The organism is Algoriphagus halophilus (assembly GCF_041729275.1).
In the GTDB taxonomy this organism is placed as follows: domain Bacteria; phylum Bacteroidota; class Bacteroidia; order Cytophagales; family Cyclobacteriaceae; genus Algoriphagus; species Algoriphagus halophilus_A.
Map to the genome: position 1 here is coordinate 3822533 of NZ_CP146486.1, position 12702 is coordinate 3835234.

General features: G+C 39.5%; 10 protein-coding genes and 3 pseudogenes. 8 read left to right on the plus strand and 5 right to left on the minus strand.

Annotation, left to right across the window (positions count from 1 at the left end):
* Positions 1-93 precede the first annotated feature (93 nt).
* From V8V91_RS20470 to V8V91_RS20485, 4 genes are read left to right on the plus strand one after another with little or no spacing between them, the layout of a single operon-like run.
* Positions 94-879 (plus strand): hydroxypyruvate isomerase family protein, encoded by a 786-nt coding sequence (locus V8V91_RS20470; RefSeq protein ID WP_373400764.1) that lies wholly within the window; start codon positions 94-96, stop codon positions 877-879.
* Positions 880-906: 27 nt separating this feature from the next.
* The gene (locus V8V91_RS20475) at positions 907-2586 is read left to right on the plus strand and encodes a GMC oxidoreductase (RefSeq protein WP_074222853.1); all 1680 of its coding nucleotides are present in this window, start codon (positions 907-909) and stop codon (positions 2584-2586) included.
* A gap of 17 nt (positions 2587-2603) precedes the next feature.
* The gene (locus V8V91_RS20480; RefSeq protein WP_373396973.1) at positions 2604-3161 is read left to right on the plus strand and encodes a gluconate 2-dehydrogenase subunit 3 family protein; all 558 of its coding nucleotides are present in this window, start codon (positions 2604-2606) and stop codon (positions 3159-3161) included.
* Positions 3162-3180: 19 nt separating this feature from the next.
* Complete coding sequence (locus V8V91_RS20485; protein ID WP_373396974.1) at positions 3181-4122, plus strand: sugar phosphate isomerase/epimerase family protein; 942 nt, start codon at positions 3181-3183, stop codon at positions 4120-4122.
* Here V8V91_RS20485 and V8V91_RS20490 read toward each other — a convergent pair whose 3' ends face one another.
* Positions 4123-4737 carry a hypothetical protein gene (locus V8V91_RS20490; RefSeq protein WP_373400765.1) on the minus strand — a complete coding sequence of 205 codons (615 nt, stop codon included), beginning with the start codon at positions 4735-4737 and terminating at the stop codon, positions 4123-4125.
* A 48-nt stretch (positions 4738-4785) separates the two neighbouring features.
* Positions 4786-5584 (minus strand): annotated as a pseudogene (locus V8V91_RS20495) (family 16 glycosylhydrolase).
* Positions 5585-5722: 138 nt separating this feature from the next.
* Here V8V91_RS20495 and V8V91_RS20500 point away from each other — a divergent pair.
* Positions 5723-6885, plus strand: a pseudogene (locus V8V91_RS20500) (homogentisate 1,2-dioxygenase).
* Between the two features lie 43 nt (positions 6886-6928).
* Here the strand turns inward: V8V91_RS20500 and pafA are convergent.
* Positions 6929-8530: an alkaline phosphatase PafA gene (pafA, locus tag V8V91_RS20505; RefSeq protein ID WP_373396975.1), complete on the minus strand. Its 1602-nt coding sequence runs from the start codon at positions 8528-8530 to the stop codon at positions 6929-6931.
* Positions 8531-8669: 139 nt separating this feature from the next.
* Here pafA and V8V91_RS20510 point away from each other — a divergent pair, with 139 nt between their 5' ends.
* Positions 8670-10268, plus strand: coding sequence for an aminopeptidase P N-terminal domain-containing protein (locus tag V8V91_RS20510; protein WP_373396976.1), 1599 nt, complete (start codon positions 8670-8672; stop codon positions 10266-10268).
* On the opposite strand, the gene V8V91_RS20515 is transcribed toward V8V91_RS20510, so the two are convergent.
* The gene (locus tag V8V91_RS20515) at positions 10189-10698 is read right to left on the minus strand and encodes a GxxExxY protein (protein ID WP_373396977.1); all 510 of its coding nucleotides are present in this window, start codon (positions 10696-10698) and stop codon (positions 10189-10191) included. The genes V8V91_RS20510 and V8V91_RS20515 overlap by 80 nt on opposite strands.
* An 80-nt stretch (positions 10699-10778) precedes the next feature.
* On the minus strand, positions 10779-11414 hold the full coding sequence (locus tag V8V91_RS20520) for a carboxypeptidase-like regulatory domain-containing protein (RefSeq protein WP_373400766.1): 636 nt from the start codon (positions 11412-11414) through the stop codon (positions 10779-10781).
* Between the two features lie 125 nt (positions 11415-11539).
* On the opposite strand from V8V91_RS20520, the gene V8V91_RS20525 reads away from it, so the two are divergent.
* Together V8V91_RS20525 and V8V91_RS20530 are read left to right on the plus strand one after the other, a co-directional pair.
* A complete protein-coding gene (locus tag V8V91_RS20525; RefSeq protein ID WP_074222860.1) occupies positions 11540-11923 on the plus strand; it encodes a metalloregulator ArsR/SmtB family transcription factor in 384 nt (127 codons plus the stop codon).
* 5 nt (positions 11924-11928) lie between these two features.
* Positions 11929-12623, plus strand: a pseudogene (locus V8V91_RS20530) (YjjG family noncanonical pyrimidine nucleotidase).
* The last annotated feature ends 79 nt before the right edge of the window (positions 12624-12702 follow it).

The following is a 12702-nucleotide window of genomic DNA, read 5'->3' on the forward strand; positions in this document are numbered from 1 at the left end:
TCAAAATGACCAAACCTATTGACAACGGAAGAAGAGATTCTTTCAAAAATAATTCTGGGTGGTGCCGCATTTGGCTCCCTATCATCCTTTGAAATGAAACAAGAGCCCAAAGCTTTAAAAGGAAATATCAATCACGGAGTATGTCATTGGTGTTTTCGTGATTATAGTTTAGAAGATTTTTGTGTAGAAGTAAAGAAAATTGGAATCAAAGGTGTGGACCTAATAGGACCAAACGGATGGGATACCCTAAAGAAACATGGCTTGGATTCATCCATGTGTAATGGTGCTGAAATAAGTTTGACGGAAGGGTTTGGAGAAGAAAAATACCATGACCAATTGGTGGAGAATTATACCAAAATGATTCCAATGGTGGCAGAAGCAGGTTATAAAAATCTAATTTGTTTTTCTGGTAACAGAAGAGGGATGGATGATGAAACCGGTTTAAAAAATTGTCAAAAAGGATTGGAAAGAATCTTGCCATTAGCGGAAAAGCATGGGGTAATGATCCAAATGGAATTGTTAAACAGTAAAATAAATCATAAAGATTACCTCTGCGACAAATCTGCTTTTGGAGTAGAGTTATGTAAAAGATTGGATAGTCCTAATTTTAAATTGTTGTTTGACATTTACCACATGCAGATAGATGAGGGAGATTTGATCAGAAACATTAGAGATTATCATCAATATTTTGGTCATTATCATACCGCAGGAAATCCTGGTAGGAATGAACTTGGTGATGATCAGGAAATAAATTACCCAGCAGTAATGAGAGCCATCTATGAAACTGGCTTTGACGGATATGTTTCACATGAATTCATACCCAAAAAAGAAGATAAAATGGCCTCCCTTGCAGAGGGAGTTGCAATCTGTGATGTATAAACCAAATAACTAACAAAAACCATATTTATGGCAAATCAAGCATATGATGCAATTGTAGTTGGCTCCGGGATAAGTGGAGGTTGGGCTGCAAAAGAGCTTACTGAAAAGGGCCTCAAGGTGCTCCTATTGGAGCGAGGTCCCATGGTAGAACATGTTAAGGATTATAAATCGGCTACCCTACCACCTTGGGAGGTGCCACATAGAGGTAGAAGAACTCAAGAGCAGTTGGAAAACCATCCAAACTTGAGAAGGGACTATGTTCTGAATGAATTGAATTTGGATTGGTGGGCGCATGAAGATGAATCTCCTTATGTGGAGGAAAAGCCATTTACCTGGTTCAGAGGATATCAAGTGGGAGGTCGTTCGCTCCTTTGGGGAAGACAATCCTACAGATGGTCAGACCTGGATTTTGAAGGAAATGCTAAAGAAGGAATTGCAGTGGATTGGCCGATTCGGTACAAAGATATTGCACCTTGGTATTCCTATGTAGAGAAGTTTGCTGGAGTTTCCGGTTCTAAGGATGGTTTAGATGTATTGCCTGATGGTGAATTTATGCCTCCTATGCCAATGAACTGTGTCGAAAAAGATGCCGCTGCGAAAATTAAAGAACATTATAAAGGAGCCAGAACTTGGACTATTGGCCGCCCTGCCAATATTACCCAGCCACTTCCCGGAAGACCAGGCTGTCAATACAGAAACAAGTGTTCTTTGGGTTGTCCTTTTGGTGGTTATTTTAGTACTCAGGCATCTACTTTACCAGCCGCAGATGCTACTGGCAATTTAACCTTAAGGCCATGGTCAATTGTAAGAAGATTGATCTATGATAAAGATACTCAGAAAGCAACTGGAGTAGAGGTTTTGGATGCAGAGACCAATCAAACCATCGAGTATGATGCAAAAGTGGTGTTCTTATGTGCATCTGCATTTAACTCCACCGCGATCTTGATGAGAACGGCTACAGATATCTGGCCAGGAGGATTAGGAAGTAGCTCCGGAGAGCTTGGGCATAACGTAATGGATCACCATTTCCGTCTTGGTGCAAGTGGTACGATGGAAGGGTATGATGATAAATATTACTTTGGAAGAAGGCCTACTGGACTTTATATACCTAGATTCCGAAATGTCAATGGAGACAAGCGGGATTACTTAAGAGGCTTTGGTTATCAAGGAGGAGCTAGCCGAAGTGGCTGGAGCAGGGATGTAGCTGAAATCAATTTTGGAGCTCCATTAAAAGAAGCACTTACTAAACCAGGACCATGGTCAATGGGTATTACCGCATTTGGTGAAATTCTACCTTATCATGAAAATACCATCAAATTAAGTGATACAGTGAAAGATAAGTGGGGAATGGAAGCCTTGGTCATGAATGCAGAGATTAAGGATAATGAACTTAAAATGCGTAAGGATATGATGGCTGATGCAGCTGAAATGTTGGAAGTTGCTGGATTTAAGAATGTAAACCAATGGGATGCAGGATATACCTTCGGTCAAGGTATCCACGAAATGGGTACTGCCAGAATGGGAAGAGATCCTAAAACCTCTGTACTGAATGGAAACAATCAGGTATGGGAAGCGAAGAATGTGTTTGTCACTGATGGAGCTTGTATGACTTCAGCTGCCGCAGTAAACCCATCGCTTACTTACATGGCTTTGACTGCCAGAGCGGCTGCATTTGCAGTAGATGAATTGAAAAAAGGAAATCTCTAATTTAAACGACGGAAACTATGACTATGAATAGAAGAGACGCATTGAAAAGCGTTGTCCTAATGATGGGAGGAACAATGGTAGGTGCTACCGCCATCCTCACAGGTTGTACTCCTGAGCATCAAATCGAAGGACTTGATTTCATGCCAGAGGATATTGCTTTCCTCGATGAACTTGGAGATACCATTATCCCTACCACAGATACTCCAGGCGCTAAAGCCGTGGGTATTGGTTCCTTTATGGTAATGATGGTGAAGGATTGTTATGATGCAACCCAACAGAAAACTTTTGTCGATGGATTAAATACTATCAATAAAGAGTTTAAAGCTGAATATGGTAAAGCATTTGTAGAGGCCACTGCGGAGGAGAGAACAGCTTATTTGAATAAGATGTATGAAGCAGCCAAAGCCAGTGGGGATAGAAAACCTGAAATTATCTACATGTTGAAGGATCTAACTGTACTAGGTTATTTCACTTCAGAAATTGGTGCTACCCAAGCATTGAATTATGTTGAAGTTCCTGGAAGATACGATCCTTGTATTCCTTATAACCCAGGAGATAAAGCATACGCGATATAATATTTAAACAATTCCAATCATGCCTGCTCCAGAAAAGGGGCAGGCTTTTTACATGATGAACAACCCTAGAAGAAAATTCATTAAAATGGGAGCAATGCTTGGTGTGGGCTCTGCCTTCATGCCTTTACAGTTTTGTTCCCCCTCAAAAAAAGAAGAAAATGTAGCCTTAGAAACTCCTGAAGAGACCAAATCAAAACTGGAGTCTTTTGGAATCCAGCTCTATTCCGTAAAGGACGAAATGGCAGCGGACGCGAAAGCAACCATGACTGCATTGGCTAGTTTTGGATATTCCCAATTTGAAGGTTTTGACGGAGGGAAAGGAGTGTTGTGGGGGATGAAGCCAGCAGAATTTAAAACCCTGACTACGGATCTTGGAGTGCAAATGGTAGCCTCCCATGCCAATGTTTTTGAAAATCTAGATACCCAAGCAGAAGAAGCCAAAGAGGCTGGTTTGGAGTATTTGATTTGCCCATGGATTGGGGCCCAGAAAACCATTGATGAGTATAAAATGATGGCAGAGAAATTTAATCAAGCGGGAGAGACTTTAAAATCGCATGGGTTGAAGTTTGCCTATCACAACCATGATTATACATTTGAAATGTTGGAAGGAGTACTTCCCCAAGATGTGTTAATGGATAACACGGACCCTGCTTTGGTAGATTTTGAAATGGATATGTATTGGGTATATGTGGCAGGAGTAAATCCTGCAGAATACCTGGCTAAATACCCTGGAAGATTTAAGTTATGCCACTTAAAAGATGCAGAAGCTGATCAGGGAAATGGAGAAGAAAGAGGCGTTTTATTTGGCTCAGGAGAAATCCCTTATGGAGAAATAGTAAAAGATTCCAAAACGCTGGGGATGGAATATTTTATTATAGAACAAGAGCGTTTTGTAAATACTACTCCGATGGAAGCAGCAGAGAAAAACGCTGCCTACCTGCAAAACACCTTTATGTATTAATTAAGAAAACGTTTCTTGATTGGTACTAGGTCTTTTAAATAAGAAGATATAAATCACAATAATTAGAATGATCAGCAAAGCAACTTCGAATTGAGCCCAAATTTGGGAACGGTTAATTTGGACTTTTGCTTTGCTGATTAATTTTTCCCCTTCACTCATCTGGATTTTGCTCAAGTTCTCCAGGTCTTGTTTAGCCAAGGCAATTTTTTTATCATATAATTTTACCTGCTTTTCATTTACTCCTGAGGAATCTGTATACAAAAGATCGTAGTTTTTGATATTTAGATCATTTTCTATTATTCTTTTGAAATCCATTAAATAATCAGATTCTTCAACTGTCAAATTGGTTTGTTCAAAATCCACAATTAACTCCATGATTCCTTCTTCATGACCTTGTATTTCATTGATTACCCGAGTGTAGTCGTAATCAAGATTACAGTGGTCGATCAACTTTTGTATGGAGAAAAGACGATCTGATATTTCAAAAATATATCCTTCCACTACTAAGCGGTCCTGATAAACCTCTGTAAAAGTTTTGCTAATACTTTTAAAAGCTTGCCTCTCAGTTAAGTTTTTACCATAAATCAAAAGCAAAAGAACCGAGATAATAGCTATTGCCTGAAATCTTCTTTTTTCAAACCAGGGTTAATCATAATCTATTTTTTAATTCAAACTTTTAATTGAGGGGGTCTTATTATAAACCCGAACATAATCAATCTCCATTTTCTGAGGCCAGATTGTAGGGTCAATTCCTTGTTGACCTCCCCATCCGCCACCAACAGCAATATTTAGAATCAAATGAAAGGGTTGATCAAAAGGCCATTCCTTGTAATCTCCCCAGAATTCTCAAATGAGAAATAGAGTTGTTGATCAATATAGAAATCGATTTTCTCTTTTGTCCAATTGATGGCGTAAAGATGGAACTCAGAATCGAAATCAGCAACCATCAAGTAATTTCCTTTTTGGGTGCCGATTTTATGGTTAAATGCTTCTGTATGAACGGTTCCATGCACTTTCCCCGATCATATCCTACATGTTCCATGATGTCAATTTCACCATTTGCCGGCCAACCCCCATGGATGTTTTTTTCTGCCAGCATCCAGATGGCCGGCCAGGTTCCCCTGCCTGTTGGAAGTTTAGCTTTGACTTCTATATAGCCATATTTCCAAGAGGCTTTACCTTTGGTGACCAATCTTGCTGAAGTATATCCTTTTGGATAGGAAGGGTCTTTGATTGCTTCAATAATTAAAACACCATTTTCTACTCTCGCATTATCCAGATTTGCCTCCGTGTAATATTCTAATTCATCATTGCCCCATCCATGATCTCCAACATTATAACTCCAATTTTTAGGATTGGGCAACCCATCTTGATCAAATTCATCAGACCAAAGTAATTTTGCTTTCTGGGCTTGCACCTGATAACTCCAAATAAGAAGGATTATGAAAGGGATTTTTCTCATGGGTTTATTGATTACGGGAAAATACAAAAACTTAAATGATTAAGTAATGTTTTAATGGAAGGATAAATCTCATTTGCATGTTTCATCATTGTAAACACAATATTCGTAATTTAGCTAGTCTATAAACCCAAATAAAAAATGGCATATTATTATCGATTGGGAGAGATTCCGCCCAAAAGACATACTCAATTCAGACAGCCCGATGGAAGCCTTTACAAAGAGGAGTTAGTAAGCTCAAAAGGTTTTTCAGGGATCTACTCCAATTTGTACCATATTTTTAATCCCAATGAAGTAAAGTCCATAGGGAAGCCTAGAAAATATTCTTGGGAGCCGGTCAAAGAGCACGGTTTAAGTCAAACCCATCTAAAGACCTCTGGGGTGGAAATTACAGGGGAGGATTACCTAAGCGCCAGGAAAATGCTTATGATGAATTCTGATGTAATGATGGGAATTTGTACTCCTAGAAAACGCAAGATGGATTTCTTTTTCAAGAATGCAGATGGAGATGAATTAATCTATGTTCATGATGGAGAAGGAGTGTTGTATTCTCAATTTGGCAAATTACCTGTGAGGAAAGGGGATTATATTGTCATTCCAAGAACTACTATTTATCGATTTGAATTTAATGAAGAAGGACCATTAAGGCTTCTAGTTATAGAGTCGCATGGCCCAATTGAGACAGTCAAAAGATATAGAAATGAAGTAGGGCAGTTGTTAGAACATTCTCCTTATTGTGAACGGGATATTCGTACTCCCGAGGAATTGCATATTGAGCGTGAAAAGGGAGATTACCTGGTTCAAATAAAAAACAAGGGATGCTTTACCCCTATACCTATGGCCACAGTCCATTGGATATCGTGGGGTGGGATGGTTACTTATATCCCTATGCACTTTCAATTTTCGATTTCGAACCCATTACCGGAAGAATTCATCAACCGCCACCGGTTCATCAGACTTTCCAGGCATGGGGATTTGTGATATGTTCCTTTGTGCCAAGGCTTTTCGATTACCATCCATTGGCAATCCCTGCCCCATATAATCACTCCAATATTGACTCTGATGAGGTGTTGTATTATGCAGAGGGGGAATTTATGAGTAGAAAAGGAATTGATCGGGGTTCATTTACCATCCATATGGGTGGTTTACCGCATGGTCCTCATCCTGGTACAGTAGAAAAATCCATTGGTGCCAAAGCCACGGAGGAATATGCAGTCATGTTGGATACGTTTAAGTCTCTGCAAATTACCACCGAAGCCGTGGAATTTGTAGATAAAAACTATCCGATGAGTTGGACCGAATAAGTGAAAAAAAGGCCTGAATTATGAATTCAGGCCTTTTTTTAGTTTATTTTTGGTCAGTTATTTCGGTAATCGGGTTCCCTGTCGTGCCATTTGGTAGTTTGATGTCTAACATCATGGAAAGGGTAGGAGCAATATCGGTGATGGTCACGTACCGAGAAGTTTCACCAGCCGGGATATTCCAACCATAAAATACCATAGGTACGTTGGTATCATAGCTATAGCCTGTGCCATGAGAGGTCCCTTTGGCTCCACCTGTTAACCAGCCCGGCTCCAGAGTAATCAAAAGATCACCCGAAGATTTTTGATTATACCCCATCTGTAACCTGCCTGCTCTTCCAGTAGTGAACTCTGAATTTTTCATGGCATATGCAGTATAGACTTCTTTAATACCACGGAATCTTAACAAGAAATTAGCTAGGTCATCTTGCATATCTTTTAGATTCATGCCTTTTTCCCTGATCAATTCATGATTCAAGAATACTTGTTCATTTGAAAGGTTTTCTATCCAATCTCCTTCGCCAAAAGTAAGTTGAGTGTATCCCTTGAGCTGTGCATAGATATAGCTGTTGTTGAGATTGCCTGCGGGGATGTTTTCACTGATCATATGTGTAGCTACGTCTGCCACAGCATGGTCAGCAGTAAGAAATACAAGGTATTCACCTTCTCCGTATTTTTCGTCTAGGTAGTTTAGCAATCGCTCAAACTCTAAGTCAAGTCTAAGATAATTATCCTCCACCTCTTTGGACATAGGCCCGAATCGGTGACCTATGTAGTCAGGAGAAGAGAAACTCAATGCTAAAAAGTCTGTCTCCCCACGGTTACCAAGATCTTCACCTTCCATTGCCGCGATGGCAAAGTCTAGTGTTAAAGTATTCCCAAATGGCGTAGAGGCAATCAGCCCCAACTCACCATTGCCCTGTTTAAGAGAGTCTAGAACATATGGAAAAGTTGGAGTGTCTTTTCCAGCAAATGGTGCTTCAAAGTCGTTGTTATCAGCAATACTTTGAGTATAAGTCTCAATAGGATAAAGTGTATTCCAAGTTTGGCTTAAATACTTTTCAGCTAATTTTTTCTCATTGAAATTCTGAACCCAATCAGGTAAAGAATCATAGTAATAGGTGGAAGTCATAAATTCGCCTGTTCCGCTATCATACCAATAGGCGTCTCCTAGGTGACCTGCGGGTAAACTTGCCCCTCTGTCCTTAATGGCAACTCCCACTACTTTAGACCTTTTATTAGTGGCATACCTTAATTCATCTGTAATAGTCGTAGTCAATAAATTTCTTGGACTGATTTGACCACTTGCGGTAGAACCTCCGACCGCAGTTACTGTTGAATCTTCAGCGCAGTATAGAGATCCTTTTAGACTTCTGACATACCAGCTGTTACTGATGATCCCGTGCGTGGCAGGGGTAGTTCCTGTATAAACGGAAGCATGTCCAGGTCCAGTGTAGGTAGGGATGTAGTTGTAATGACCGTTTTTCATCATAAATCCATCGTTCATTAGGCGTTTAAACCCACCTTCTTTGTATCGGTCAGCAAACCTGTACAAATATTCCTGACGCATCTGGTCGACAATGATTCCTACAATTAGTTTAGGCTTTTCAGTTTTGGTTTGTGCCAAAATGGGCCCAAGAGCCAACACTGTAAGGAAAAGTAAAATCCCGATTTTTTCATAATCTGTAAAATTTGAACCTAAAGATAAGCATATGCTTTAATCTGTGTGTGCTGACTTTGTTAAATGGAGAAAACATGTGAGATTAGGTGTCTCAATTTTATTAACAATGAAAAATATTTTCGTCCTTCTTTCGGTTTTCCTCTTTTCACTCAGTATTCATGCCCAATCTTATTTTGAGGATGCCCTCAGCAGTGACTGGCACAAAGAAAGAAGAGCAATTCTAAGAAGTAAAATGCCTGCTAATTCAGCTGCCGTTATCTTTAATAATCCGGTGAAGAACAGGTCCAATGATGTCGATTATATTTATCATCCCAATACCGATTTTTATTACTTGACAGGATTGAGGGAGCCCAATGCAGTTTTGGTGATTTTTAGTGAGAAGAGGGAACTGAATGGGATTTTGAGCGATGAAATGATCTACGTTCAGCCAAGAGACCCTATGTCAGAGATGTGGAATGGAAAGAGACTGGGAGTGGAAGGAGTAAAAGAGAAATTGGGCTTTGAACAGGTTTATTTGTTCGAAGAGTTTACTGGGGACCAACAAATAGATTTTTCCTCATTTGATAAAATTTTGTCCTTTGATTTATCTGATGATATAGAAGGGAGTAGTGCCAATGCGGATTTGAAAAAGATGGTAGCTTCTTTTAAAACTTCTTCTGGTTACCCAAAGGAAGTTGCTCCGATTAACCTTCAGATGTATGAAATGATTAGGGCAAGCAACACAGATAATGCAGCAAATGTGGTACAAATCATCAACCGTGCGAAACAACGATATCCGGAAGTAGAGGATGATCCAGTTTTAAAAGATTTTGTGAATGCGGACTCTCCGGAACAAAGAATGGAAGTGAAAGGGAAGCTACCTCAACAAAAAGTGGATTTATTTCTATTGACGGAAATCATGGAAGGTCTCCGTGAAGTGAAGACAGTGGAGGAGCAAGAGTTAATGAGAGCAGCTGCCAGGATTTCAGCCATAGGCCAAATAGAGGTGATGAAAGCCGCTAAACCTGGTATGTCAGAGCGAGAGATTCAAGGGATTCATGAATTCATCTATAAAAGATATGGTGCAGAAGATGTAGGATATCCCTCTATTGTGGGTGCTGGAAATAACGGATGTATTCTCCATTACATTGAAAATGACATGGAGCATATCAGCGATAGATTATTGTTAATGGATCTTGGGGCAGAATGGAAAGGATATACCGCAGATGTTACCAGGACCATCCCCGTAAATGGGACCTTCAATGAAGAAGAAAAAGCCATTTACGAGTTGGTATTGAAATCTCAGGATGCAGGGATCGCTCTTAGTAAGATCGGAGTGGATTTTGCAACAATAGGCACTGAAACCAGGCGAATCATTGATGAGGGATTGGTCGAGCTTGGAATTATTAAAGCAGGACAAAGGCATACTTATTTTCCTCACGGAACCAGCCATCACGTAGGATTAGACGTGCATGATCGAGGGGCAAGAGGTCCGTTAAAAGAGGGGGCGATTATTACGGTAGAACCGGGGATTTATATACCTGATGGTTCGGATTGTGACCCCAAATGGTGGGGGATAGCGGTGAGAATTGAAGATGATATTTTAGTGACCAAAGAAGGACCGGTTAATTTGTCAGGAGATGCTCCTAGAACGGTGGCAGCAATAGAGCAAATGATGAAAATTCCAAGCGTGTTGGAAGAGTGGGTCTTGCCAGAATTGAAATAAAATTCATTCGGTTTCCCGCAAAGCTGCAAAGTCGCAACTTCTTTAGATTAACCTTAAGTCCGTTTACAACTCTCTTAATTCCATCCGTAAGTTGATTTTCATTGAAGTTTATCAACATCCCTAATTTCAAGTCAGTTAGTCTTAGATAGGTACGAACTTGTTTCGCATGGACAGGCATTAGCTTTTCTATTGACTTAAGTTCTATTAATACTTTCTTGTTGACGATGATGTCTGCCCTATACCCTTGATCGAATTTGATGTTGTCCCATAAAACAGGAATAGTTACTTGAGTTTCCACAAGTAATTCTTTTTGTCTTAATTCATAGGCAAATATTCCTTCATAAACTGATTCTAATAAACCTGGGCCAAGCTTTTTATAGATTTTAAAAGCGGTGTCAACTATGATTTTTGAAAGATCATTTTCATTCATAAAAATATATTAAGCCAAGAAAAAATAGCGCCTTTGCGCCTTTGCGGGAGCCTTATTTCACGAAAGTATAATCTAATTGATTAATCCTTCTTTTTCAAATCACCTCTCTTAATGGATCGGATAAATTGACCCCAAGCAAATGGATCCAGAAGCCTAAGGGGTCTAGGTCCATACAAATCCTGATTCTGAAGTACTTGGCCTTGCTGGAAGTATCTAAAATTCTCTCCTCCTGAAGCAGGCATGCTTTCAGCCCAACGAAGTAGCATCTCAGGGCTCATGTTGGCTCTACTGATCGACATTGGATCTACCACATTCATCGCAATTACCGCCTGCTTAAATTCCTCTTCGGTGGGGTAAGGTAAAACTTCCACCTCAGCCAGTGCGATTTCATCCACCTCCATTGTTAAAATCAGGCTGATTCTATCATTTTCAACTGACTCAGGAACTTTGAATGTCTGACGTTTCAACCCGATGAAGCTGAACACTACACTATCACCTTCCAACACAGGCATGGAGAAATAACCAAACCGACCACTACTTGTACCCCTTCCTTTCTTTGGCACGTATACGTTTACACCGGCTACCGCATCGGTACTATCCGCATTTAAGATAATTCCAGATAGCTGAATAACCTTCTTTTCTTGCTGATCTTGGGCAGAAGCAAACTGAACTGAAAAAATAAATCCCAGTAGGAAAATGAAAGTGGATCTGATGATTATTGAATTATTCACAAATAAATTAACTAATTGAACGACGAAAGGTTGGTAAATCGGACGCGATTATACCCTAATTTCGCCTGAAATTTTATTTAATAAGCATAAACTGAGTTAAAACTTACTAAATGAGACTTAAAAATATCAGTTTAAACTATGGACTCCGAATATTTAAAGCACTTTCTGAGGAGTCTAGGGTGAGAATCATCCATTTATTAATGTTGAACAAGGAATTATCCATTTCTGACTTGGAACATATCTTGGATTTCACCCAAACGAAAACAAGTAGGCACTTAATTTATTTAAAGAATGCAGGCTTGCTTGGAAGTAGGAGAGTAGATCAATGGATGTTTTATTACATCCTGGAGGAATACCTCGAAATCTTTCAGGCGGTTTTTAAGTTTATTCAAAAAGACTCCAGTTTGATAAAAGATCAGGAAACATTCGAAATCCTCAAATCCAACAGGGAACTTGCAATAAATAAAATTCAGAATAATCAATACAGAAGATAATTACCTTGAAGACTTACCAACATATATTCTTTGATCTGGATCATACCCTTTGGGATTATGATCGGAATGTCTCAGAATCCCTTTCCGAATTATATGAAATTTATAAACTGAAAGAACTGGGCATTCCAACTTATGAGACTTTCTTCAGTTCATTCCATCATGTCAATTTCCAGTTATGGGATTTGTACAATGTGGGAAAAATAGACAAGTATAATCTTAGGATTGAGCGGTTTAAACGCATTTTTTCACATGCTGGTGCACATGAAGACTCGGTGCCTATCCCTTTTGAGGAGGATTTCATGCATCGTACATCCTCCAAACCACATGTATTTCCTTATTCAAAAGAGATATTGACCTACCTCAAAAAAAGTATCCCCTTCACGTGATTACCAATGGTTTCAATGAGTCTCAAGCAAAGAAAATGAAAGCCTCCGGATTGGATCAATATTTTGACCTGATTGTCACTTCAGAGACAACGGGCCATAAAAAGCCAGATCCAAGGATTTTTTATCATGCGATGGAGACTCTTGGTACGGATCCGGAACAATGCATCATGATCGGGGATAATCCCAATTCAGATATTTTGGGAGCCCAGAATGCATCCATAGATCAAGTGTATTTCAATCCAGAAGGAAAAGCAATAGAATTGAAGCCAACCTATACGATTTCACATCTCCGGGAACTAGAAAGCATCTTATAATGCTTTTGTTATCAAAATCACTAGTCAATAAAATTCGGTTGGTTATCTTTGCCAACATCAGAAAATCATAACCCCAGAT